The 23,485-nt window shown below is 61.8% G+C and carries 20 protein-coding genes; 11 read left to right on the forward strand and 9 right to left on the reverse strand.

Features of this window, described 5'->3' with window-relative positions; all coding sequences use genetic code 11:
• Positions 1–393: 393 nt before the first annotated feature.
• Positions 394–708: a hypothetical protein gene (locus FS777_RS20270; RefSeq protein WP_256675208.1), complete on the forward strand. Its 315-nt coding sequence runs from the start codon at positions 394–396 to the stop codon at positions 706–708.
• On the opposite strand, the gene FS777_RS20275 is transcribed toward FS777_RS20270, so the two are convergent.
• Both FS777_RS20275 and FS777_RS20280 read right to left on the reverse strand, forming a co-directional pair.
• On the reverse strand, positions 691–1,053 hold the full coding sequence (locus FS777_RS20275; protein ID WP_145257356.1) for a hypothetical protein: 363 nt from the start codon (positions 1,051–1,053) through the stop codon (positions 691–693). The genes FS777_RS20270 and FS777_RS20275 overlap by 18 nt on opposite strands.
• An 8-nt stretch (positions 1,054–1,061) precedes the next feature.
• A complete protein-coding gene (locus FS777_RS20280) occupies positions 1,062–1,367 on the reverse strand; it encodes a DUF6482 family protein (protein ID WP_058604983.1) in 306 nt (101 codons plus the stop codon).
• A 240-nt stretch (positions 1,368–1,607) separates the two neighbouring features.
• Here FS777_RS20280 and FS777_RS20285 point away from each other — a divergent pair, with 240 nt between their 5' ends.
• The 4 genes from FS777_RS20285 to FS777_RS20300 all read left to right on the forward strand — a co-directional run bounded on the left by FS777_RS20285 (position 1,608) and on the right by FS777_RS20300 (position 7,561).
• Positions 1,608–2,894 (forward strand): DUF2254 domain-containing protein, encoded by a 1,287-nt coding sequence (locus FS777_RS20285; protein WP_058637728.1) that lies wholly within the window; start codon positions 1,608–1,610, stop codon positions 2,892–2,894.
• 285 nt (positions 2,895–3,179) lie between these two features.
• On the forward strand, positions 3,180–3,872 hold the full coding sequence (locus tag FS777_RS20290; RefSeq protein ID WP_078478610.1) for a DUF421 domain-containing protein: 693 nt from the start codon (positions 3,180–3,182) through the stop codon (positions 3,870–3,872).
• A gap of 158 nt (positions 3,873–4,030) precedes the next feature.
• Positions 4,031–6,292 carry a TonB-dependent siderophore receptor gene (locus FS777_RS20295; RefSeq protein ID WP_145257360.1) on the forward strand — a complete coding sequence of 754 codons (2,262 nt, stop codon included), beginning with the start codon at positions 4,031–4,033 and terminating at the stop codon, positions 6,290–6,292.
• A 261-nt stretch (positions 6,293–6,553) separates the two neighbouring features.
• Entirely contained in the window at positions 6,554–7,561 is a 1,008-nt protein-coding gene (locus tag FS777_RS20300) for a zinc-binding alcohol dehydrogenase family protein (RefSeq protein WP_145257364.1), read from the forward strand.
• Positions 7,562–7,584: 23 nt separating this feature from the next.
• Here the strand turns inward: FS777_RS20300 and FS777_RS20305 are convergent, their stop codons facing one another.
• A complete protein-coding gene (locus tag FS777_RS20305) occupies positions 7,585–8,199 on the reverse strand; it encodes a thymidylate kinase (protein WP_058637732.1) in 615 nt (204 codons plus the stop codon).
• Positions 8,200–8,398: 199 nt separating this feature from the next.
• Here FS777_RS20305 and FS777_RS20310 point away from each other — a divergent pair, with 199 nt between their 5' ends.
• Complete coding sequence (locus FS777_RS20310; protein WP_058637733.1) at positions 8,399–10,945, forward strand: HWE histidine kinase domain-containing protein; 2,547 nt, start codon at positions 8,399–8,401, stop codon at positions 10,943–10,945.
• Positions 10,946–11,075: 130 nt separating this feature from the next.
• Here the strand turns inward: FS777_RS20310 and FS777_RS20315 are convergent, their stop codons facing one another.
• Positions 11,076–12,719 carry an acetolactate synthase large subunit gene (locus tag FS777_RS20315; protein ID WP_058604990.1) on the reverse strand — a complete coding sequence of 548 codons (1,644 nt, stop codon included), beginning with the start codon at positions 12,717–12,719 and terminating at the stop codon, positions 11,076–11,078.
• 168 nt (positions 12,720–12,887) lie between these two features.
• Here FS777_RS20315 and FS777_RS20320 point away from each other — a divergent pair, with 168 nt between their 5' ends.
• The 5 genes from FS777_RS20320 (at position 12,888) to FS777_RS20340 (ending at position 18,207) form a co-directional block, all read left to right on the forward strand.
• A complete protein-coding gene (locus FS777_RS20320; RefSeq protein WP_058604991.1) occupies positions 12,888–13,769 on the forward strand; it encodes a LysR family transcriptional regulator in 882 nt (293 codons plus the stop codon).
• 159 nt (positions 13,770–13,928) lie between these two features.
• On the forward strand, positions 13,929–15,113 hold the full coding sequence (locus FS777_RS20325; protein ID WP_178091303.1) for an MFS transporter: 1,185 nt from the start codon (positions 13,929–13,931) through the stop codon (positions 15,111–15,113).
• Positions 15,114–15,192: 79 nt separating this feature from the next.
• Positions 15,193–16,044: a LysR family transcriptional regulator gene (locus FS777_RS20330; RefSeq protein ID WP_058637734.1), complete on the forward strand. Its 852-nt coding sequence runs from the start codon at positions 15,193–15,195 to the stop codon at positions 16,042–16,044.
• A 94-nt stretch (positions 16,045–16,138) separates the two neighbouring features.
• A complete protein-coding gene (locus FS777_RS20335) occupies positions 16,139–17,134 on the forward strand; it encodes an aldo/keto reductase (RefSeq protein ID WP_058637735.1) in 996 nt (331 codons plus the stop codon).
• 122 nt (positions 17,135–17,256) lie between these two features.
• Positions 17,257–18,207 (forward strand): endonuclease, encoded by a 951-nt coding sequence (locus FS777_RS20340; protein WP_058637736.1) that lies wholly within the window; start codon positions 17,257–17,259, stop codon positions 18,205–18,207.
• A 24-nt stretch (positions 18,208–18,231) separates the two neighbouring features.
• Here the strand turns inward: FS777_RS20340 and FS777_RS20345 are convergent, their stop codons facing one another.
• From FS777_RS20345 to FS777_RS20365, 5 genes are all read right to left on the reverse strand, one after another.
• On the reverse strand, positions 18,232–19,194 hold the full coding sequence (locus FS777_RS20345; RefSeq protein ID WP_058637737.1) for a D-glycerate dehydrogenase: 963 nt from the start codon (positions 19,192–19,194) through the stop codon (positions 18,232–18,234).
• Entirely contained in the window at positions 19,191–20,495 is a 1,305-nt protein-coding gene (locus tag FS777_RS20350; protein WP_145257369.1) for an MFS transporter, read from the reverse strand. The genes FS777_RS20345 and FS777_RS20350 overlap by 4 nt, the downstream gene beginning before the upstream one ends.
• A gap of 43 nt (positions 20,496–20,538) precedes the next feature.
• Positions 20,539–21,504: a sugar kinase gene (locus tag FS777_RS20355; RefSeq protein ID WP_058637739.1), complete on the reverse strand. Its 966-nt coding sequence runs from the start codon at positions 21,502–21,504 to the stop codon at positions 20,539–20,541.
• Positions 21,497–22,285, reverse strand: a complete 789-nt coding sequence (locus tag FS777_RS20360) for a sugar phosphate isomerase/epimerase (RefSeq protein ID WP_058637740.1) — start codon at positions 22,283–22,285, stop codon at positions 21,497–21,499. The genes FS777_RS20355 and FS777_RS20360 overlap by 8 nt, the downstream gene beginning before the upstream one ends.
• A 74-nt stretch (positions 22,286–22,359) precedes the next feature.
• Complete coding sequence (locus tag FS777_RS20365) at positions 22,360–23,379, reverse strand: LacI family DNA-binding transcriptional regulator (RefSeq protein ID WP_058637741.1); 1,020 nt, start codon at positions 23,377–23,379, stop codon at positions 22,360–22,362.
• Between the last annotated feature and the right edge of the window lie 106 nt (positions 23,380–23,485).

Below are 23,485 nucleotides of genomic sequence, written 5' to 3' on the forward strand. Positions count from 1 at the left end.
ATGGTCGGCGACTGTACCGAACCCAGGCTGTTCCGCGGCCACATTTCAGTTTCTTGGGATTTCAGACAGAGCCTAGTACCTTCGGTTGACAAACTGCAGCGTGGGCAGACCAAGCGGCAGCCGCCATCCAAGTACCGTCTGCCTATGCTGCGATGGTCGAGCAACTGCTCGATCACTGCATTGCATTGGGTGAGCGGTGATACCTCTTCGGTACCATAGCGGGCGGCAAGTTTTGATCGGCTATCGGCTGTCATACAATTCCTCCAGAACGATAGGAGGCTATCAAAAAACGGCCACGCGCACATAATGGGTGTTGTAGTCTCTGAGCCTAATGGCTGGCTCAAGTGCCATGGGCTAACTGACTTGCAACCCAATCGAGTACGGACCATCAGCGTGACAACACCTTCCATGGCAACTCGTGAGGTCTACCAGATATTGCGCGATATCGCCCTCGGGATCCGGAACTTACAGCGCGTAAGCGAACCAAGCTGGACAGAAATAGCCTGTGGATCCATGACCGTGCAAGCAGACGGCTGGATACTCACCTTGCGCAATGAAGCCGGCGCGTTAGATCACCTCATCAGCTGTTTCAGCCCCGACGGCCGTGTTTACGCGTTAAACACCCATCACCACTACGGCACCGACCCGGTTGCGTTGATGAGCACTTGGGAGCACGCCCAGTTGCTGCGGTTACTCGGCGCGGCCTAGCCCCTGTACGGAAAGCTTTGCTACCGTCCGTTCCCAGCACTGTGCGATCTCATCACCCACCGCCCCGCAGCGCGCAACTGCCGGCTCGAACGGCCGCACCTTAACGTGCTCGGTCAAGAACTCATCCGTCCAGCCTGCCCACTCACCGGCCACGGACCTGAGGTTCCAATGCAATGCCGGGTATAGTTCATGCCACAGGATGCTGTGCAATTGATCAAGCGTGTAGGGGCTCTGAGCCACGGTCCTAGCCACCCACGCCAGGCTCGACTCTGTCAGTTCGGTGTCCAGAAAGAACTGCGACAGGGCTTGCCAGGCTTGCAGGCGGCTCTCGTCTATCGTTTGCACCGACTGAGCTACCACTGCTCTGCCAGCGTCACGGGGACGCGCAGCGGCGCCAGGGGACCATCGCGCTGGCCGCACATCTCGTCATGCACCACATGCTGCACCAGCATGCATGGCACAGGCGGCACATCGGCCAGTAGCTCGCGCAGCTCCGTCATCGACCGCAGGCGCACCGCCTGCCCCTGGGCATCGCTGAACGTCTGCGGACCGTCGGCCGTCAACGCGCGCAGTACGTAAAAGCCGCCTTCGAGCGACAGCAGTTCGAGTTCGTTGACGGTGCCGGCAGTGGCCAGTTGCTTCAGTTGCTCTAGGTTCATGGCTAATACTCCATCCGGCAGGCGCGGCCTGCATCGGGCTTGATGGATAACGTCGAGCGCTCGCACTTATACAAATCTAGCGCCTTGTATAAGGATACCGCAGCGCTGCCGTCGTTCCGTCTCGTTTGCAAAACCCGAACACGGGTCGCGAAACTATCTGCACCCACTTGAACTCAATCGTGGCGATGCCGCAGTGCTTCATCCTGCACGCGGCCTACCTACTGAGGAAGATTGACCACCATGATCGCTCGCTGGCGTTGGGCACTTGCGCAAACGACGAAAAGGCTATGGTTTCGCGCCAGCCTGTTTTCCCTGATCGGTGTACTCACCGCGCTGCTGGCCATTGCCTTGCGCGACATGGTGCCGGCGTCGTTGCCGGCGAAAGTCGGGGCGGACTCGGTCGACAAGATCCTGGGCATCATTGCCTCCAGCATGCTGGCGGTGACCACGTTTTCGCTCAGCACCATGGTATCGGCCTACAGCGCCGCCAGCAGTGGCGTGACACCTCGCGCGACCAGCCTGGTAATGGAGGACGCCACGACTCAGAACGCCCTGGCGACGTTTATTGGCTCTTTTCTGTTCAGCCTGGTGGGCATCATCGCCCTGAGTACGGGCATTTATGGCGCTCAGGGCCGTGTAGTGTTATTTGCAGTGACCTTGGTGATGATTGTACTGATCGTGTACACCCTGCTGCGCTGGATTGATCACTTGTCCAAGCTTGGCCGCGTGGGGGAAACCATCGACCGCGTGGAGGACGCGGCCATTGCAGCGCTCAAGCGCCGCGCGCAGTGGCCTTACCTGGGGGCACAGCCCTACACGGATGCTACGCAGGTTGACCCGGACGCAGTACCGATTCCCTGCGATGACATCGGCTATGTACAACACGTCGATGTCAGCGCCCTCGCCCACGCAGCCGACAAGTACAGTGCCGTAATCTACCTGGAAGTGCTGCCGGGCAGTTTCGTGCATCACGGTACGGTACTGGCACGCGCCGTGTGCAGCGTACAGGCAGGCAATACCGCAGAACTTGAAGCTGAGATTCTGGCTGCAGTGACGCTCGGGGCACGGCGCACCTATGGCCAGGACCCGCGCTTCGGGCTCTCGGTGCTGGCAGAGATTGCATCCCGCGCACTGTCTCCCGCCACCAATGACTCTGGCACGGTCATCGACGTCATAGGCCGTGGGGTACGCTGCTTTTCCACATGGGCACGGCAAGCGCCGGATACAACGACCGATGGCCAGTTTCAGAACGTGCATGTGCGCGGTTTAACGGTCGACGACATGTTCGATGACTTCTTCACCCTGATTGCACGGGACGGTGCCGGCTTGCTGGAAGTGGACATCCGCTTGGTAAAGGCCCTGGCGAGCCTGGCGCACATCGCGCCTGATCGTTTTGGCCAAGCGTGCATCGCGCACGTGGATTTGTTGCTCAAGCGGGCCGAGCAGGCATTGCCGTTGGATGAGGACAGGCAGCGATTGCGGGCGTTGGTCCAGAATCTGGAATGGCCACGGGCGCAACTGCCTTAAGGGTCATCTCACAATCTGACCGTTCATCGGCTTTACCGCTCAAATTAGCGCTCTACACAATGGGGACTTTTATTTCACCGAATTTTCACGTTGCCAAGTGGATTATCAACTCATCCCCATGAGAAAGACTTAAGCCCGACTAGCAGCGGGCTTTCTTTTGCCCGCTCGAAAATCCCCCTCCTTTAAATGCCACCCTCCTTTGCTCAGTCCATGGCGACGCCCACGCTGAACCGTGGCTATTACCCTCAGGTCAATTGATCACAAGGTGGAGATGGAGGGCGCTTGATGGAGTCATTCGATCTGCAAAGGATGCTGCTGGGTGACTTGCCCGTCACGTTTCTGATGGAAGTGATGATGCGCGTGGTTGCGGCCTTTCTCGCCGTGTTTCTGTTTCTGAAGTTCAGCGGCAGGCGTGGCATCAAGCAGCTTTCGCGCTTCGAACTGGTCGTTATCCTCACCTTGGGTTCGGCCGCCGGCGATGTGACCTTCTACGAAGATGTGCCATTGCTGCCGGTGGCCGTGGTGTTCGTCACGCTACTGCTCCTGTATCGCGGTACGATCTACCTGATGCGCCGGAGTAAGACGTGCGAAGCCTGGATCGACGGCCTCCCGATCACTGTCGTCAAGGACGGGCAGTACGAAATTCACTCATTGCGCAACCTGAACATATCCTCCAACGAGTTGTTCATGGAGTTGCGCCAGCAAGGGGTTGAGCACCTGGGCCAGGTGCGGTTGGGTTTGCTTGAGACCGACGGCGAACTGAGCCTCTACTTCTACGAAGCCGAAGACACTCAGCCGGGACTGTCAGTGCTGCCACCTGAACACCGCCTGGAATACGACGCCCCACCTGCAGCAGGTTTGTATTGCTGCGTCAGTTGTGGTCTGCCGGTACAGCATCAACTTCATGACGTCATTGCCTGCCCGCGCTGTGGCCATCGCAGTTGGTCACTCGCCCTGATGACCACCCGCACCCGCTAGTGGCCGGCACCCACGAGATCCGTAAGCAACCATCGAGTTACAACTTGGGCCCGGCGATGCAAACAAAAGCTTAGCGATAACGATTCCCACTCGCTATAATTCTGCACCTTGCTGCAAGGCCATTTCCTGTCGTCCCAATTCCTTCATCAGGTTCTCACATGCCCGTCCCAAATTTTGCCCGCAAGCCTGCGTTGCACACTGTCGTCTGGTTGCCCCTGGGGTTGGTCGCAAGCGTGGCGTCACCGCTCGCACTTGCCCAGAACACACTGGAAATCCCGGTGCCGGTCGCACAGCCCGTGAATGCGGCCGGCGCCACCGGTACGGTTCTGGAGCTTGAAGAAACCGCAGTCTCGGCCAGCGCCGACGCCTCCAGGGATGGCTTGGTACCCGAATATGAAGGGGGTCAGGTAGCCCGCGGTGGGCGCGTTGGCATCCTGGGCAACAAGGACTACATGGAGACGCCCTTCACATCCACCTCCTATACCAATCAACTGATCCAGGACCAGCAGGCGCACAGCGTCGCCGACATTCTGCAGAACGATCCTTCCGTCAGAGTCGCCCGTGGCTTCGGCAACTTCCAGGAACTCTATGTCATGCGCGGCTTCCCGCTGTATTCCGATGACATCGCCTACAACGGCCTCTATGGCCTGCTGCCGCGTCAATATGTGGCGGCGGAGTTCATCGAGCGGGTCGAGGTATTCCGCGGGGCCAACGCCTTCCTCAACGGCGCTGCCCCCGGCGGCACCGGCATCGGCGGCGCCATCAACATCCTGCCCAAGCGCGCCCCGAACGAGCCCCTCACCCGGCTGACCGCTGGCGTTGAAAACCGGGGCTTCGGTACCGTTTCGGCCGACGTGGCGCGGCGCTTTGGGGAGCAAGACCGTTTTGGCGTTCGCGTGAACGTGGCCAAGCGCGACGGGGAGACGGCGGTACAGGACCAGGACCGCTCCCTGGACATGTTCGCCCTGGGCCTGGACTACCAAGGCGAGCGCCTGCGGCTTTCGGCCGACATCGGCCACCAGTACCATTTCATCGATAATCCGCTGCCCAGCGTCACCCCTACAGGCCGCGTACCCAGCCCGCCGGATGCCGACAAAAACTACGGCCAGCCCTGGACGTACTCCAAGGAGAAGCAAACATTCGGCACCTTCCGTGCCGAGTATGACCTCTCCGATGCACTCACCACCTGGGCTGCCATCGGCATGCGCAAGGGGGAAGAGAAGAACGTGCTGGCCAACCCCTCCTCCGACGCCAACGGCGTGACCCGTTCGACGCGCTTCGACAATTACCGGGAAGAGACCGTGGCCACCGGTGAGGTGGGCATGCGCTACACCCTGCAAACAGGTCCGGTATCGCATCAGTGGGTGCTGTCCGGCTCGATGTTCGACAACAAGGACCGCAATGCCTGGGCGGGTAATTTCGGTGGTTTTGCCAACGATCTCTATGACCCGGTGTATGTCGCCAAGCCCGACAACACCAGTTTCAGTGGCGACATGTCCGACCCACATGTGACCGCGAGAACCCGTACCCAAAGCCTGGCCATCGCTGACACTCTAGGGTTCTTCAATGATCAGTTGCTGATCACTCTGGGGGCTCGTCGGCAAGGGCTGGACGTGACAGGTTACGACTACAATTCCGGCGACAAGACATCCAAGTACAAACGCTATGAAACCACGCCGGTTGCCGGCGCGGTGTATCAAATCAACGAGCAGTTCTCGGTATACGCCAACTACATCGAGGGCTTGACCAAGGGCGATACCGCCGGCGCCACCACTACCCTGCCTGACGGCTCCAGAGCGCCGGTGCTCAATGCCGGCGCCTCCCTGGCGCCCTACGTGGCCAAACAGACCGAAGTGGGCGTGAAGTATGACGGTGGAGGCCTCGGTGGCAGCCTGGCGGTGTTCGAGACGCGCAAGCCGGTCGGCATCGTCGAGGACCAGGTCTTCAAAGAAGGCGGCGAACAACGCAACCGCGGGATCGAGTTGTCGGTGTTTGGCGAGCCGACGCCCGGCGTGCGTCTGCTCGGCGGCGTCACCCTCCTCGATGCTGAGCTCACCAAGACCCAGAACGGTCAGGACGACGGCAACCAGGCCATCGGCGTGCCCAAGACCCAGGCCAACATCGGTGGCGAATGGGACGTGCCAGGTGTGAACGGCCTGACCCTGACCAGCCGAGTGGTCTACAGCGGCCGTCAGTACATCAACAATGCCAATAACCTCGAGATCCCTTCATGGACGCGGCTGGACCTGGGGGCCCGCTACGGCTTCAAGGTCGACGAGAAGGATGTCACCCTGCGTGCGCGTCTGGACAACGTGGCCGGTCGTGACTATTGGGCTTCCGCTGGTGGGTATCCAGGCTCGAACTATCTGGTACTCGGTGCGCCACGTACGCTGTCTCTAAGTGCGTCGGTCGATTTCTGACCGCGCAGGTCGCACGACCTGCCCCCCCCTACGGCAAGCGTTGTGCCATGCACCGCTTCAGGGCTGCTTCGCAGCCCGTCGCCGTCAGGCCGGGCCCCTCACAACTTAGAGCCAATGCAGGCCTCAGGTTTGAATCTTCGCGCATCGACTACCCTCCCGTTTTCACTCCTGAAAAGAAAGTATTAATCCTCTAAGCCTGTTTTTCTTCACAAACGATAGGAATAGCCTAGGCAGGTACCTTTTCACTCAAGGCCCTGCCCCATGAAATCTGTCGTTTACTCGCAGCCCGGCTTGCCGCTGCAAGACCCTCAATCGCTCTATGATGCAGACCTGCCCAAACCGTCCCCCGGTGCGCGAGACCTGCTGGTCGAAGTCAAGGCCGTCGCAGTCAACCCGGTCGATACCAAGATTCGCGCCAGCCGTGGCGGTGACCAGCCACAAGTGCTGGGCTGGGATGCGGTCGGTATTGTCCGCGAGGTGGGCGAGCAGGTGACGCTGTTCCAGCCAGGGGATGAGGTGTTCTACGCCGGCGCCATCGACCGCCCCGGCTGCTACAGCGAATTCCATCTGGTAGACGAGCGCATCGTCGGGCGCAAGCCGTCCAGCCTGGATGCTGCCAGCGCCGCCGCGCTGCCACTGACGTCCATCACGGCGTGGGAGCTGCTGTTCGACCGCTTGCGCCTCGAAGAAAACGGCGGTCAGGGTCAGCACCTGCTGATCATCGGCGCTGCCGGTGGGGTGGGTTCAATCCTGGTGCAATTGGCTCGCCAATTGACCGGGTTGACCGTGATCGCTACCGCATCCAGGGCCCACACCCAAGCCTGGGTGAAGGACCTGGGCGTGCACCTGGTCATCGACCACACGGCCCCACTGGCCGCCCAGCTCAGCGCACACGGCGTTGAAGCGGTCGATCACGTGATCAGCCTGACCCATACCGACACCTACCTTGAGCAACTGATCGAGGTCCTGCGACCGCAAGGGCAGCTTGCCTTGATCGATGACCCGGCGCAGCTGGATGTGGTCCCACTCAAGCGCAAATCCTTGTCGCTGCACTGGGAGCTGATGTTCACCCGCTCGCTCTATCAGACGCCCGACATGATCAAGCAGCACCAACTGCTTACCCGCATCAGCCAGATGGTCGACAGCGGTGTGCTCAAGACAACGTTGGGTGAACACTTCGGGACGATCAATGCGAGCAACCTGAAACGGGCGCACGCGGTCATCGAGAGCGGCAAGGCCAGGGGCAAGATCGTGTTGGAAGGCTTCTGAGCACGGCGGCTCGAGGGTCGCGTTCAGGCGTGCAACAGCGGCGTGATGGACTCCATCAACTGGTCGACTGCAGCCGTCACGGTGCCGTCATTCTGACAGAGCAGCCAGCCGTGCTTGTTTGCAGCACGGCTGAACGCCTGGGTGCTTGCGATCTGCTCCTGCAAGGTATGCATCACCGTGCTGCCCAGGCCCCGGCGGCGTGCCGCCGCCCTCGCCCAGGACGTTTGCGCTGTGGTGAGCACCGCAATGTTCAGGTCAGGCACCTGCACGCCGTGTTCGATGTTCAACCGCAAAACCTGATCGAACGGCACGGTTCGGCGAAACGCTGCGTCCGAGGGGTACCAACGGTCGATCAGAACAATGCTGTCGCCAGGTTGACGCGGCAGTACGTGCCGGGTGATCCAGGCGCGACTTTCGGCCAGTTGTTCGCAGACCTGCCACTCAAGTGCTGGCGAAGGCTGCCTAGCCAGCTGATTGACCAACGCCATGGTCTGCGCGCGCTGTGGATCATTGTTGCGCTCACACAGCCTGACCACCTTGTTGCCCTGGGCTCGCAACGCCTGGGTCAGTGCTTCGAGCAGCGTGGTCTTGCCAGTGCCCTTGGGGCCATCCATAGCGATGAAAAGCGGACGACTCATGCGCGTTTACCTTCACAATCATGGGGCGCATGAAACCACCGAAGCCTGTCATGCACAAGGGCGGGCACCTGGTGCAGACGACCGGCACCCACAAAACTGCTATCCGGGGCACTCACCGGCTTTGCCGTACGCGGGTGTACTGCTAGGCTGACGGCGGCGGCCGCGCAGGCAGCCTCTACATCATCTACAGGCATGGCTAATGACCCTCGACCCACAGGTAAACCTGAGTAATTGCGACCGCGAACCCATTCAGATTCCTGGCAGCATCCAGCCCCATGGCTGCTTGCTGGCCTGCGACGCCACCGCAACCGTGATCTTGCGCCACTCGGTCAATGCGCCGCAGTTACTGGGGGCGGCGCTGCCACTCAATGGCCTTAAACTCGATGACGTGATTGGCGGGGAGCTCGCCCATACCTTGCGTAATGCCCTGGCCCGGGTACGCGAAGGCTCGCGCCCGGCGTTGAGCTTTGCAGTCGCCCTGCCCGATGGCAGGCGTGTGGATGTATCGGCGCACCGCTTCAAGGGCAGCACCATCCTGGAATTCGAGCCTGCCGGCCAAAACGTTGCGGAACCCATCGAGCTCGCCCGCACATTGATCGCGCAGTTGCGTGAAATCGACCAGACCGACCGCCTGTTCCGCGATGCCGCACGGTTTGTCCGTGCAGTACTGGGCTACGACCGGGTGATGATCTACCAACTGGGCACCGATGGCGCCGGCAAAGTGATTGCCGAGGCCAAGCGCAGTACGCTGGAGAGCTTCCTGGGGCAGTATTTTCCCGCTTCGGACATCCCGCAGCAGGCACGCGCCTTGTACCTGCGCAACCCGATCCGGGTCATCCCGGACGTGCAGTTCGAGGCAGTTGCCCTGGAGCCTGTGCTGGACCCTTCGGGCGAGCCATTGGACCTGTCCTATGCGCACCTGCGCAGCGTCTCCCCAATCCACTGCGAATACCTGCAGAACATGGGCGTGGGTGCCACCATGTCCATCTCGATCATTGTCAATGGCGCGCTGTGGGGGTTGATTGCCTGCCACCACTATTCACCGCGCAACCTGACCATGGGCCGGCGAGTGGCGGCCGAGATGTTCGGCGAGTTCTTTGCCCTGCACATCGAAACATTGCGCAGCCGGCAACAACTCGAAGCGGCCGTGCAGGTGCACGACACGCTCGACCTCATGCTGCGCGATGCCAACCATGCCGCCGACATGCACAGCTTCTTCGAAGAACGGCTGCCAAGGCTGATGTCGCTGATCCCGTGCGATGGCATCGGCATCTCGCTGCAAGGGCGTTGGTCGAGTGCCGGTAGCGTTCCGCCCCGAACCTGCGTGCCTGAATTGTTGCGCTTTGCCGAGAGCGTGGCCGAGGCCAGAACATGGGCATCGAATAGCCTGTCCCAGGCCCATCCGGCGGCCCAGGCCTACTTCAGCGACGTATCGGGCGTGCTGCTCATCCCCATTTCGCAGCGCCCGCAGGACTACATCATGTTCTTTCGCAAGGAAGTGGTGCAGACCCTCGACTGGGCGGGCGACCCCAACAAGACCTATACCAGTGGCGCGATGGGCGACCGGCTGACGCCGCGCACGAGTTTTTCCATATGGAAACAGACCGTGCACCAGCAATCTGCGCCCTGGTCGGAGCAGGATCGGCAGTTCGGAGACGCCATTCGGACTGCCATCGTCGAGGTGTTGCTGCACAACAGCGAACTGCTGGCCAGCGAGCGCTCCAAGGCCGAGGTTCGCCAGCGAGTACTCAATGAGGAGCTCAACCACAGGGTCAAGAATATCCTGTCACTGATTGGTGCACTGGTCGCCCATCCCACGGCCGAGGGCCAGACGCTCAAGGGTTACGTGAACACCCTGCAAGGCCGCATCCAGGCCCTGTCGCTGGCCCACGACCAGGTCGTGCGGGGTGACGGTGGTGGGCGCCTGGCGATGTTGCTCGATGCCGAGTTGTCGCCTTATCGCACGGCGATTGCCGACATCGTTATGCAAGGCCCCAACGTAATTCTCGATGCCAGGGCCTACTCGGTAATGGCCCTGGTGCTGCACGAACTGGCGACCAATGCCGCCAAGTACGGTGCGCTGTCATGCCCAGGGGGGCGGCTGTGCGTCAGCTGGGCAATCGACGCTGCGGGCGCCTGCGCCATTATCTGGCAGGAAAGCGGTGGCCCGCCGGTGCAGGTGCCCAGGCGTCGAGGTTTCGGGTCGGTCCTCATCGAGCGCAGCATCCCGTTCGATCTGGGCGGTACCAGTAGCGTGGAATACTACCCTGAAGGGGTTCAGGGCTTGTTCACGCTGCCAGCCCGGCACCTGGCGGTCGCGGAATCCGAGCCTGCGCCTGCTGCTGCCTCGCCCCTGATCGATTCGACAGAGGCATTCGCCGCACGACCTGGCCTGAGCGTGATGATTCTGGAGGATCAGTTGGTCATTGCCATCGGCCTCGAGCAAATACTCAACGATGCCCAAATCGAGCACGTCATCACGGCCAGTTCCGAACAGGAAGCCTTGCAGATATTGGAGCGGCACTCACCCGACGCCGCCATTCTCGATGTGAACCTGGGAAGAGGTACGTCCATTGCCGTGGCCGAGGCATTGGTACGTCGGCGCATCCCTTTCCTGTTCGCAACCGGTTATGGCGATGGCATCAGTATTCCCGCGCACTTGAAGCACATTCCGGTCACGCGCAAACCCTATGACATGAGTACCATCGTGATGAGCCTTCGTGGCCTGCTTGAACCCCAGGACTGAAGACGCTCAAAGCACGGCGGCCATTGCGGCCGCCGCATACAGCGGGAGATTACATCTTCACCGCCTGTTGCATCTGGTCGATGCAACAGGATGAACGACTCAGCGATCAGCCACAGCGTGTGGGTACGCTTCAGATCGCCAGCGCTCGCTCACGCAGCTCGCTGTTGAGAATGCGGTCGTTTTCGCTGTAGTCGACCGGGCAGTCGATCACATGAACGCCTGGGGTAGTGATGCAGTGCTCCAGCAGTGGCAACAGGCCCTCAGCGCTTTCGACACGGTGGCCGGTGGCGCCGTAGGCTTCGGCGTACTTGACGAAGTCTGGGTTGCCATAGTCCAGACCGAAGTCGGTGAAGCCCATGTTGGCCTGCTTCCAGCGGATCATGCCGTAGCCATCGTCACGCAGAATCACCACGGTGATGTGCATGCCCAGGCGCACTGCGGTTTCCAGTTCCTGGCTGTTCATCATGAAGCCGCCGTCGCCGCACACCGAAATCACCGGGCGGTCCGGATAGACCAGGTGCGAGGCCATGGCCGACGGCAAGCCGGCACCCATGGTCGCCAGGGCGTTGTCCAGCAGCACGGTGTTGGGCTTGTGCGCCTTGTAGTTGCGGGCAAACCAGATCTTGTAGATGCCGTTGTCCAGGGCCACGATGCCCTCGGAAGGCAGTACACGGCGGATATCGGCCACCAGGCGCTGTGGATAGACCGGGAAGCGGTCGTCGTCGCCGCCTTCGGCAATCTGCGCCTCGTTGGCTTCACGAATGGCCATCAGGCGGGTGAAGTCCCAGTGCGCGGTGTCGGTCAGTTGTTCGCTGATCTGCCACACGGCGTTGGCGATGTCGCCGATCACTTCCACCTGAGGGAAGTACACGGCATCGACTTCGGCGGAGCGGAAGCTGATGTGGATGACTTCGGTGCCGCCACGGACCATGAAGAACGGCGGCTTCTCGATCACGTCGTGGCCGATGTTGATGATCAGGTCGGCCGCTTCGATCGCACGGTGCACGAAATCACCGGACGACAACGCCGCGTTGCCCAGGAAGCGCGGGTGACGCTCGTCGACCACGCCCTTGCCCATCTGGGTGGTGATGAACGGGATGCCGGTCTTGTCGATCAGCTGCTTGAGCACCTTGGCCGTCATCTTGCGGTTGGCACCGGCACCGATCACCAGAATCGGGCTGCGAGCCTTTTGCAGTTTTTCCACAGCCGCTTCGATGGCCACGTGCTCGGCCAGCGGACGACGGTGCAGGCTGCGCGGAATAGGCAGGGCGTCGGTCTGCTCGGCGGCGATGTCTTCAGGCAGTTCCAGGTGCACGGCACCCGGCTTTTCTTCCTCGGCCAGGCGGAAGGCTTCGCGCATGCGGGCCGGGATGTTGTCGGCCGAGGCGAACTGGTGGGTGTACTTGGTGATGGGGTCCATCATGCCGCACACGTCGATGATCTGGAAACGGCCCTGCTTGGACTTCTTGATCGGCTTCTGCCCGGTGATCATCATCATCGGCATGCCGCCCAGGTAGGCATAGGCGCTGGCGGTGACCAGGTTGGTGGCGCCAGGGCCCAGGGTGGAGAGGCTGACGCCGGTCTTGCCGGTCAGGCGACCGTAGGTGGCAGCCATGAAGCCTGCAGACTGTTCATGGCGGGTCAGTACCAGCTTGATCTTCGACTTGCGCAGGGATTCGAGCAGGTCGAGGTTTTCTTCACCGGGAATGCCGAACACATACTCGACACCTTCGTTTTCCAGGCATTGCACAACGACATCGGCGGCCTTGGCCATTTAATGTACTACCTCAAGATCCAGGGAGGATGCAGCCAGCTGGCTGCGTGACTGAGATGTTGCAGGATGTCTCAGTGCCGCGCATCGTAGGCGTTGGCGTTAATAATAGTAAATATATTGTTATGATGCTGAGCATCACAAAACGTTATCAATTCTGGAATGCCCTAAATGAATCTCAAGGCGCTGCGTTGTTGCGTCGAAATCGTCCGCCAAGGCAGCTTCACCAAGGCCGCTCAGCACCTGCATATCGCCCAGCCTGCGCTGAGCATGGCCGTGACCCGCCTTGAAGAAGAACTGGGCGTCAGTTTGTTCAACCGCACCACGCGCAAGGTGGTACTGACCGTGGAAGGCGAGCAATTTCTGCCCCGCATCGCATCAGCCTTGCGGGAGATGGACGTGGCCCGCCAGGCACTGCGTGACATGGCCGACCTCAAGCGCGGCGAAGTGCGGCTGGGGATCCCGCCCATGTTCGGCCTGCACTATGTGCCCGGGTTGATGAACGCCTTTCGCAGGCTTTATCCCGGCATCGCCATGACCGTGTTCGAGGGCAGCGCCGAAGACATTGGCCAGCGCCTAGAGCAACGAGAAATCGACCTGGCGCTGCTCGAGTCCCGCCGCGTGCCCGCGGATAAGGAATCGATCCTGTTGGGCAGCGACGAGATGCTGGCCTGCATGCACCCGGATCACCCCTACGCCGGCAAGGCAAGCCTGACTGCCGAAGACCTGCGCAGCACCGACATGGTGGTGTTCGACCGTACATTCGTGCAGCGCCAGTTGCTCGACGCCTTCTTTGCCGAACACGGCATTACCTACCAAGTGGCATTGCAGAGCAATTTCGTTTCGTTGGTGGTCCAGGCTGCACTGGACAACATGGGCGTGGCCACATTGCTGCGCTCCGTGCAATTACGAACGCCAGGTATCGTCGGTGTGCCGTTCGAGCCTGCCCAGCAGATGAGTTTCCGGCTGTGCTGGCGGTCGGGTGAGTACCTGTCGCTGGCCAGCCAGCGCTTCATCGACTTTGCCGGACAGAGTCAATATCTAGATCGCTAATGCTATGGAGTACATCTGTACTCCACCTCGCATTCGCCCTACTTTTGCGCCCGTTAGAAGACCGCTGGTTGCGTCGGCGAGCGAGTCGGCGCGGCTCGACGCACCGTTCGCGTTGCCATTATCATCCCTTGAACGTTTCAGCATGTTTCAAGGAGCCAGATGTCAGTTTTAGAACCCTCCCCGTTGCCCAGCAAAAGCACGGTCGTAAAAATGGAAGCCGCCATGGCGCTGGGCAGCTTCGCCATTGGCACCGGTGAGTTCGCCATCATGGGCCTGATGCCGGATATCGCCAGTAACCTGAACCTGAGCGAACCTCAGGTCGGACATGCCATCAGCGCCTACGCGCTGGGGGTCATGGTGGGCGCACCCACCTTGGCCATCCTTGGCGCCAAGATTTTGCGCAAGCACATGCTGCTGTTGCTGATGGGCCTGTATGCGCTGGGTAACTTGGCCACCGCCTTCGCACCTTCATTTGGCGGGCTGATCGCGTTTCGCTTCATCAGCGGCCTGCCCCACGGCGCGTACTTTGGCATTGCCGCAGTCGTGGCCTCGAGCATGGTGGCCAACAACCAGCGCGCAGGCGCCGTGGCTCGGGTCATGATGGGGCTTACCTTGGCCATGTTGCTGGGCAACCCGATCGCCACCTTTCTGGGCCAGTACTTTGGCTGGCGTTCGGCGTTCGTGCTGGTCGGGCTGATTGCCGTGTGCACCATCGCCATGGTGTGGCGCTTCGTGCCCCAGCGTCATGATGAGGTGCGCAGTGACCCGCGCAAGGAGCTCAAGGCCTTCACCTTGCCCCAGGTCTGGATGGCGCTGGGCATTGCGTCCATCGGCTTTGCCGGGATGTTCTGCGTGTTCAGCTACCTGGCCCCGACCATGCTCGAAGTGACCCGCGTGGCGCCGCAGTGGATTCCGTTCGGCCTGGCAGCCTTCGGCGTGGGCGGCATTGTCGGCAATATCGTCGGCGGCAAATTGTTCGACCGCTTGCAGTTCCGCGCCGTGGGGCTGGTGCTGGCGTGGTCGGTGTTGGTCCTGCTGTTCTTCACCTTTGCCGCCGCGAACCTGTGGAGCCTGCTGCTGGGCATCGGCCTGGTGGGTACCATGATCGCCCTGGCAGCGCCCTTGCAAATCCGCCTGATGGACATCGCTCACGAAGCCCCAAGCCTTGCAGCGGCCTCGAACCATGCCGCCTTCAACTTGGCCAACGCCCTGGGCCCATGGTTGGGAGGCATGGCGATCACGGCGGGGTTGGGCTGGACCAGTACAGGTTACATCGGCGCTGCCATGGCGCTGCTGGGGCTGGGGCTCTATGTTGTCGCACGGCGCATGAAAGGCGGCGCTTGAGCCAAGGCTACATTCCCGCACGGGCTGGTATCCAAGACGGTGTCTGGCCCTCTCAGACCTATAACTGCCGAGCCCGCTCATGTTCGATTGGGAAGACTTACGCCATTTCTCGACCTTCTGCGCGACCGGGTCGCTGTCTGCCGCCGCCAGGGTACTGTCAGTCGACCACGCTACCGTCGCTCGGCGGATCGCATCTCTCGAGGCTTCGCTCAACCTGAAGCTGGTCGACCGCCGCGCACGGGCCTATGTGCTCACCGAGGATGGCGAGCGCGTGGGCGAGTTGGCCGGTCAGATGGCCGCATCGTCCTTCGCCCTCGAACACTTTGCCAGCGCCGGTCAACAAACGGTAGAAGGTGAAGTGATCCTCTCGGCACCGCCCGCCTTGCTGGGCAGCATCATCGCAAGGCGCCTGGGGGATCTTTACAAGCACTACCCCCAACTGCGCCTGCGGCTGGTGGGCAGCAAATCTCGGGCATCCCTGGCCAGGCGCGAGGCCGACATCAGCATCGTCCTGTCACGGCCCACCGAGCCGACCCTGGTGGTCAGCCTGCTCGGGCACCTGGACTATCGTTTGTATGCCAGTGCCGATTACCAAGCCAGCGGTTCGGCACGCCGGTACATTGGTTATGACGCCTCCCAGGCCCATTCACCGCAGCAACAGTGGCTCAACCGCCAGGCGGGCGAGCAACCCTTCGCCTTGCTGAGCAACGACTTGCGCATCCAGGCCCAGGCGTGTGCCGGAAGTATAGGCATCGCTTGCCTGCCCGCCTTCATGGCCCATGAGCACGGGTTGACCGTGGCTGGCCAGCCTGAGCAGACCATCAGCATCGAGATCTGGCTGGCGGTGCATGAAGACGTGCGCGCCACGCCGCGGATAAAGGCAGTGACCGATTTCCTGCACCAGCAGATCAAGCCCCTGTTGCGCTTGTGAATTCCTGCAGGTCCCACTTGCAGCAACACGGAATTTGCCCGCATGGCCAACGCGGGTACGCTGCACCTATTCAAAGGCTGACGAGGACACACTGATGCAATACGTGAAATTGGGTACCACCGGGTTGGACATTTCCAGGTTGTGCCTGGGCTGCATGACCTTCGGCGAGCCGGATGCCGGCACGCACCCCTGGACACTGGGCGAAGACGCGAGCAGGCCCATCATTCGCCATGCCGTCGAGCAGGGCATCAACTTTTTCGACACGGCCAATAGCTATTCCGCGGGCACCTCAGAGGTGATCCTCGGCAAACTGCTCAAGGAATTCACCCGGCGTGACGAGACGGTGATCGCCACCAAGGTTTTCTACCCGGCCAACATGTGGCAGGGCGCCAGCCGTCCCAATGAGCAAGGGTTGTCGCGCAAGGCGATCATGACCAGTATCGACGCCAGCCTGTCGCGTTTGGGCACCGACTACGTCGACCTGTACCAGATCCACCGCTGGGACTACACCACTCCCATCGAAGAAACCATGGAAGCGCTCAATGACGTGGTCAGGGCGGGCAAGGCCCGCTATATCGGCGCTTCGTCGATGTATGCCTGGCAATTTGCCAAGGCGCAGCAGGTGGCCACCAGCAACGGCTGGAGCCGTTTCGTGTCGATGCAGAACTTTTTGAACCTGCTGTACCGTGAAGAAGAGCGCGAAATGATTCCCCTGTGCCTGGATCAGGGCGTCGGGCTCATGCCCTGGAGCCCCATGGCACGTGGTCGCCTGACCCGCCCCAACGGGCAGCAGACCGAACGGACCCGCACCGATCTGTCCGGGCAGTCATTCTTCGAGAAAACCGAGGCGCAAGACGGACGCGTCATCGACGTGGTCGAACAGATTGCCCAGGAGCGTGGCGTGCCGATGGCCCAAGTGGCGCTTGCCTGGGTACTGGGCAAGCAAGGGGTCAGCTCGCCCATCGTCGGTGCGTCCAAGCCCGCGCACCTGGACGACGCCTTGGCCGCCATCGACCTGCGCCTGACGGCTGAGGAGACCGCTCGACTCGAGGCACCCTACGTGCCCCATGCAGTCACGGGTTTCAAATAGCATCACGCCTTCCCTGCGACCATTGGCCACCCGTTTTCCTACGCGTGGTGGTCAATGCGTGCTGTCTGCTCTGGGTAGAAGTACTACAATGCACGCCCCAGTAATCTGCGTGTTGTTTACCCATGAAATCATTGCGTTACGCCCTTCATCTACTTCTGATTCTAAGTAGCCCTGCCTGGGCAAACCCGCCCTCCACTTTTGCTGAAGCCAAGGTCGTGGCCAAGCAGCAGGTCTACATGGACCAGGACAAGAGCGCCATGGGCGAGCTGTATTGCGGCTGCCAGTGGACATGGGTAGGCAAGTCAGGCGGACGGATCGACGCGGCTTCGTGTGGCTACCAGACCCGCAAACAGCAAAACCGCGCCGAGCGCACCGAGTGGGAGCACATCGTGCCGGCCCATACCTTCGGCAACCAACGCCAGTGCTGGAAAAACGGCGGCCGGGAGCACTGTGTGGACAGCGACCCGGTATTCCGCGCCATGGAGGCCGACCTCTTCAACCTCTACCCTGCCGTGGGTGAGGTCAACGGTGACCGCAGCAATTTCAACTACGGCATGGTCAGTGGCAACCAGGGCGAATATGGCCAGTGCACGACCAAGGTGGATTTTGCCCAGCGCGCGGCCGAGCCCAGAGATGAAGTCAAGGGCCTGGTCGCCCGTACCACGTTCTACATGTTCGATCGCTACCGCCTGAACATGTCTCGCCAACAGCAACAGCTGCTGATGGCATGGGACCGCCAGCACCCCGTTTCAGCCTGGGAAAAAGAGCGCGACAGACGCATTTCCGCCATCATGGGCCACGCCAACCCGTTCGTCACGGGCGAACGCAAGTGGACCCTGAACTACACCCCAACGGGCGATGGCGTGCAGCCAGCGCTGGCGGCGCCTGCCCGTACCACCGTAGCAAGCCAAGCCCCCGTGGGCGCCGTACTGGGCAACCGCAACAGCCACGTGTATCACTTGTCTGTCGGGTGCCCGGGCTATCACCAGGTCGCGCCCAAGAACCAGGTCGCCTTCGCGACCGAGGTAGAAGCCCAGGCAGCGGGCTACCGCAAAGCCGGCAACTGCCGCTGATCAACCATCCTCAGCGGCGGCGCATCAGCCGTTGACCGCGTTGGCTGGGCGTCTACCCGCTAGCGCGGCGAGCATGTTGTCCACGGCGCAACGCGCCATCGCTTGCCGGGTGTCTTCGGTGGCCGAACCTATGTGCGGGGTAGCCACCACGTTAGCCAGCCGCAGCAAAGGCGAGTCGACCGCCAATGGCTCCTGAACGAACACATCCAGGCCCGCGCCGCGGATGCGCCGTGTTTCGAGGGCATCGATCAGCGCCTGTTCGTCCACGACACGCCCTCGGGAGATATTGATCAGGATGGCCGCAGGTTTCATAAGCGCCAGTTCCTTGCGCCCGATCAGCCCCTCGGTAGCTGCGCTCAACGGGACGGTGAGGCAGACGAAATCTGCCTGCGCCAATAGCGCGTCCAGCGCAACGCGTCTGGCCCCGTAGCGGGCCTCGACGTCAGGCTTGGGTCGCTGGCTGTGGTAGATCACCTGCATGCCGAAACCCGCGGCCGCCCGCCGCGCCAGTGCTTCGCCGATACGCCCCATGCCGACGATGCCCAGCGTCTTGCCGTGTACGTCGCTGCCGAACTGCGCAGGGCCAAGGCTTGATTGCCAATGACCATCGCGCACCCAGTTGGCCAGTTCCACCACCCGCCTGGCCGTGGCCAGGATCAGTGCGAAGCCAGTGTCGGCCGTGGTTTCGGTCAACACATCGGGCGTATTCGTGAGCACGATGCCGCGTCGATCAAGGTCGGTGATGTCGTAGTTGTCCACACCCACCGACACACTGGAAATGACCTCAAGCTCGGGCGCCAGGTCGAGCAGGCTGGCATCCAGGCGCAAACTGGCGCCTAGCAGGCCGTGGGCGCCGGGCAGCGCATCACGCAAGCGGGCCATCCCATCGGGGCGGGCCAGGTCGACGGTGGTGACCTCTGCCGCGGCCTGAAGGCGCGCGAGCAAGTCGTGGGACAACGCCTTGTACAACACGATGCGTTTTTTCATGTTGGGTTCCTGAAGGGGGTGGCCGGACGCAGGCAAGGCGTCTTGGCGCGCCCGGAGGTGGTTGAGTTGTTCAGCGCTGCGGTCAGGGCAACGGCACACACCAGCGCGCCACACATGAACAGGTACGACGCTGCGGGACTACCCGTGGCGCCGTTGAGGTATCCCACCAGCCACGAGCCACCGAATGAGCCCAGCGCGCCCATGCTGTTGATCAAGGCCATGGCGCCACCGGCCACGTTGGCCGGCAGAATCTCGGGCACGATTGCGAAGAACGGACCGTAGGGGGCATACATGCAGGCCCCGGCGACCACCAGCAGGGCGTACGACAACCAGAAGTGTTCGGTCCCCAATGCGTAGGAGCCGTAGAAAGCGAGCGCCGCCACCAGCAGCGGTGGCCACACGAAGCGCTTGCGCCGTTGCATCCGATCAGAGGCCCAGGAGACGCCCACCATGGCGATCACCGCCGCCAGGTAAGGCACCGAGGCCAGCCAGCCGGCCTCGACGATGTCGACGTTGGCCGCCTGCTTGAGGATCGAGGGCAGCCACAGCACGAAGCCATATACGCCAATGCTCCAGCAGAAATACTGCAGTGACAGGATGATCACCTGCGGCGAGCGAAACGCCTCACGGTAGTTCTTGACCGGCTTGATGCCCTGCTGCTCTGCTGCCAGTGCCTGTTGCAGATCATTTTTCTCCTGCTCGCTCAGCCAGGAAACCTGCGCAGGCCGGTCATCGACCAGGCGCCACCAGCAAAACGCCCAGAGCACCGCCGGCAAGCCTTCGATGATGAACATCCAGCGCCAGTCGAAATGCTTGATCAGGTAGCCCGATACCACCGACATCCACAGGATGGTCACTGGGTTGCCCAGCATCAGGAAGGTGTTGGCGCGCGAGCGTTCCGCACGGGTGAACCAATGGCACAGGTAGACCAGCATGGCCGGCATCACCGCCGCCTCCACCACGCCCAGCAGAAAACGGATGCCGATCAACATGTACACGTTGCTGACCATGCCGGTCAGCGTGGCCAGCCCACCCCACAGGATCAGGCAGACGAAGATAAGCTTCTTGACGCTGCGCTTTTCGGCATAGATAGCACCCGGCACCTGGAAGAAGAAGTAGCCCAGAAAGAACAGCGCACCCAGTAGCGAGGACAGCACAGGGGTGATGTGCAGGTCTTCGGCCATGCCCGATGCTGCTGCGAAGCCGTAGTTGGCACGGTCCAGGTAGGCAAGGCTGTAGGTGATGAACACGATGGGGATGATGTACCACCAGCGGCGTGGCGCCAGGCTTGTACGTTTCATGGTGAGTTTCTCCTGAGCTTGTTGTTTTTGTGCGACAGGTGATTCAGGCCGTGCGTATTTCAGGGTTATGTGGGAATTCGTATGCCGTCAGGTCCTGCCGGCGCGGCAAGCCCTCCATGTCACCGCGCGACTGCACGGCGCGGCTGCCGCACCAATTGCCACGGGCAACGGCGTGCTCGACGGGCTGGCCTTCGAGCAAGGCGCTGAGCACACCGACGGCGAAGGCATCGCCAGCGCCCACGGTGTCGACCACCCATGGCGCGGGTACGGCCGCGACCTGGCCCTCGTCGTTGGCGCTGCGGTAATAGGCGCCCGCCTCGCCCAGCTTGATCACCACCAGGTCCACACCAAGGTCCAGGTAAAAGCCGGCGATCTCGGCAGGTGTCTGACGACCCGTGAGCAGACGCCCCTCCTCCAGCCCCGGCAACACCCAGTTGGCCTGGGCAGCAATGGCGTTGATCTCCTCGATCATGCGCTGCTTGTCGGGCCATAGCGTCGGGCGCAGGTTGGGGTCGAATGAGATGGTGCGACCGGCTGTGCGCATCTGGCTGACCAACGCCTGGGCCAGCGTCCGACAGCCATCCGACAGCGCCAGCGGAATGCCGGTTACATGCAGGTGGCCCGCGCTCAGCCAGGCAGGATCCAGCATCGAAGCACTCATGTGGCTGGCTGCCGAGCCACGCCGGAAATACTCGACGACCGGATCACTGCCGTCATCGCAGCGCGCCTTCAGTTGAAAACCCGTAGGATGAGTGGGGTCAACCTGCACATCCGCGCAGTCGAGCCCTTCTGCACGCAAGCTATCGAGCACGAAGCGCCCCAGCGAGTCGTTGCCTACCCGGCTGATCCAGCGCACCCCAAAGCCAAGCCGCGACAACCCGATGGCGACATTGCTGTCGGCGCCGGCAATGCGTTTGCCGAACCGCCCGACCTGTGCAAGATCCCCCACATCGTCGGCCACGAACATGGCCATGGTCTCGCCGAAGCACAACACGTCATGATCAGGCATGGCTCAGCTCCCGTGCGTGATGGCGCGCACCCAGTGCGGACAGTTGACGTACATGGCTGCGCGTTACGGTCAACAAGTCTTCGCCGAGCAGCGGGTATTCGACCGCGCGTACCACCCCAGGTGTGAAATGGGCCAGTATCTGCTGCCAGTGCTCAAGGTCGGGCGCCTGAGGTGCCGCGGCAGCCAAGCGCCCGGTGGCATGGCGTATCACTGCCTTGCAATGCACGTACTCCACCCAACGTCCAAGCCGGTTGGCGGCCTCCAGCACAGGCTCGTCCAGCCACTGCCAGTTGCCGATGTCGAACGTCATGCCGACGCGCACACCGCATGCCTGTGCCTGTTCGAAGAAACACACGAGCGGCGCTATCCGCCCACCGTGCTCAGTCTGGTCGTTCTCGACCAGCAATACCGGGCCGTCCTCGGACAGCAGCGCCCGCAATGCCCGCATGTCGACGTCACCCCGGTAATGCCCCAGGGACACCTTCACCGCCACAGCTCCAAGTGCCTTGGCGATGCGCAGCTTGGCCTTCAACTCGGGCGCGAGGACCCCTTGGGCGCACCAGAGCTCTAGCGGCGTGGAGTACAGACACTGCAGCCCTGCACCGGCGATGAATGCACCCAGGGCAGTCGGGTCGGGCTGACATGAGAACAACTCCTCACGTAACTCCACGCGGCTTGCCCCGGCGCTGGCCAGCAGATCGATGAACTGCTCCTGGCCGCGGTGTCGGACGAAGTCTGCGCCGTAGCTGGACAGGCTGATGGAAACAGGATTTGCATGCATTGTTATTGTCCTATGAAACCGGTTTCATTTTTAAGCGGCAGGCATCGCGGGCAAGGCCCAGGCCGCCGTTGTGTTCAGCGTGGGTGGGTGGAACCTCGTATGATCAGCGACGCTTTGAAATCGATGCGCCGGGCGACGCCTTGTTCACCGTGCAGGCGACTGAGCAAGTGTTCGAAGGCTGCCATACCGATGCGTTCGGTGGGCTGCGCTAGGGCCGTGATGCCGTTGCCAACCAAGGGATACCAGTCAAGGTCGTCCAATGCGATCACCCCGACCTCACCGAACAGCGCATGCCCGGCCTCGCGCAATGCGGTGGTCACCGCCAGCGTCGCAACGCCATTGAGGGTGAAAAGTGCCTTGGGACGGGTGCCGTCGCTCCCCAGGAAGCGGGTGAGCGCTTGCGACAGTTCAGGGCCGGTTGGCACCACCTGGCACTGCATGTCAGCACGGGTTTGGACAAGGGCTGTCAACGCCTGGACGCGCTCGGCTCGCGAGCTGGTACCGTCCAGCGGCTCGGTAATGGCGAGAATGTTTCGGTAACCACGGGCGTGTAGATGCTCGATACCCTGCTGCATCGCGTGCGCATTGTCCAGGCCGACCAGGTCGGCGTTGAGCTCAGGTAACTGCCGGTCGACCAGCACGATGGGCAGGTCGCGCATGACGGTAAGCAACTCACCCGGGTGGTGGCCCAGGGTGTTCACGATCAGTCCTTCCACGTTGTAAGACTGCAAGGCGCGCAGGTGGTGGCGCTCTTGCTCGTCATCGCGGTTGGTGTTGCACACGACCAGGCTGTAGCCATGCTGGCGGCACGCCGTCTCCACGCCGTGCATAACGGCGACCGAATAGGGGTTGAGAATATCGGCGACCAACATGCCGATCAGCCGTGTCTGCCCGCGCTTGAGCCCGCGCGCCATCTGGTTCGGCCGATAGCCAAGCTGCTCGATCACCTCGCCCAGGCGCTGGGCGGTGGCATCGGCCAGCAATTGGCGATCGCCCCCGATGTACCGGGAAACGGTGGCCTTCGAGACGCCTGCGACACGGGCCACCTCGCTGATGGTGACACGGTCGCGCACTGGCGCGGGTGCTGGGCTCATGATGGGACCTTATGGTTGTTGTGATCATGATGAAACCGGTTTCACTAGACCAAAAACACCTGTGCGCGTCAATCCACCGTTGATCGGGAATCCTCCGTGCCGCTTG

Source organism: Pseudomonas sp. DE0157, assembly GCF_007678615.1.
Classification (GTDB): domain Bacteria; phylum Pseudomonadota; class Gammaproteobacteria; order Pseudomonadales; family Pseudomonadaceae; genus Aquipseudomonas; species Aquipseudomonas parafulva_B.

Bases quoted from the DNA above. Each gene is read 5' to 3' on its own strand.
- FS777_RS20310 (WP_058637733.1), top strand. From the start codon at position 8,399: ATGACCCTCGACCCACAGGTAAACCTGAGTAATTGCGACCGCGAACCC.
- FS777_RS20365 (WP_058637741.1), bottom strand. From the start codon at position 23,379: ATGAGCCCAGCACCCGCGCCAGTGCGCGACCGTGTCACCATCAGCGAG.
- FS777_RS20355 (WP_058637739.1), bottom strand. From the start codon at position 21,504: ATGCCTGATCATGACGTGTTGTGCTTCGGCGAGACCATGGCCATGTTC.
- FS777_RS20300 (WP_145257364.1), top strand. From the start codon at position 6,554: ATGAAATCTGTCGTTTACTCGCAGCCCGGCTTGCCGCTGCAAGACCCT.
- FS777_RS20325 (WP_178091303.1), top strand. From the start codon at position 13,929: ATGTCAGTTTTAGAACCCTCCCCGTTGCCCAGCAAAAGCACGGTCGTA.
- FS777_RS20315 (WP_058604990.1), bottom strand. From the start codon at position 12,719: ATGGCCAAGGCCGCCGATGTCGTTGTGCAATGCCTGGAAAACGAAGGT.
- FS777_RS20340 (WP_058637736.1), top strand. From the start codon at position 17,257: ATGAAATCATTGCGTTACGCCCTTCATCTACTTCTGATTCTAAGTAGC.
- FS777_RS20285 (WP_058637728.1), top strand. From the start codon at position 1,608: ATGATCGCTCGCTGGCGTTGGGCACTTGCGCAAACGACGAAAAGGCTA.
- FS777_RS20295 (WP_145257360.1), top strand. From the start codon at position 4,031: ATGCCCGTCCCAAATTTTGCCCGCAAGCCTGCGTTGCACACTGTCGTC.
- FS777_RS20350 (WP_145257369.1), bottom strand. From the start codon at position 20,495: ATGAAACGTACAAGCCTGGCGCCACGCCGCTGGTGGTACATCATCCCC.
- FS777_RS20280 (WP_058604983.1), bottom strand. From the start codon at position 1,367: ATGAACCTAGAGCAACTGAAGCAACTGGCCACTGCCGGCACCGTCAAC.
- FS777_RS20330 (WP_058637734.1), top strand. From the start codon at position 15,193: ATGTTCGATTGGGAAGACTTACGCCATTTCTCGACCTTCTGCGCGACC.
- FS777_RS20335 (WP_058637735.1), top strand. From the start codon at position 16,139: ATGCAATACGTGAAATTGGGTACCACCGGGTTGGACATTTCCAGGTTG.
- FS777_RS20360 (WP_058637740.1), bottom strand. From the start codon at position 22,285: ATGCATGCAAATCCTGTTTCCATCAGCCTGTCCAGCTACGGCGCAGAC.
- FS777_RS20290 (WP_078478610.1), top strand. From the start codon at position 3,180: ATGGAGTCATTCGATCTGCAAAGGATGCTGCTGGGTGACTTGCCCGTC.
- FS777_RS20320 (WP_058604991.1), top strand. From the start codon at position 12,888: ATGAATCTCAAGGCGCTGCGTTGTTGCGTCGAAATCGTCCGCCAAGGC.
- FS777_RS20345 (WP_058637737.1), bottom strand. From the start codon at position 19,194: ATGAAAAAACGCATCGTGTTGTACAAGGCGTTGTCCCACGACTTGCTC.
- FS777_RS20305 (WP_058637732.1), bottom strand. From the start codon at position 8,199: ATGAGTCGTCCGCTTTTCATCGCTATGGATGGCCCCAAGGGCACTGGC.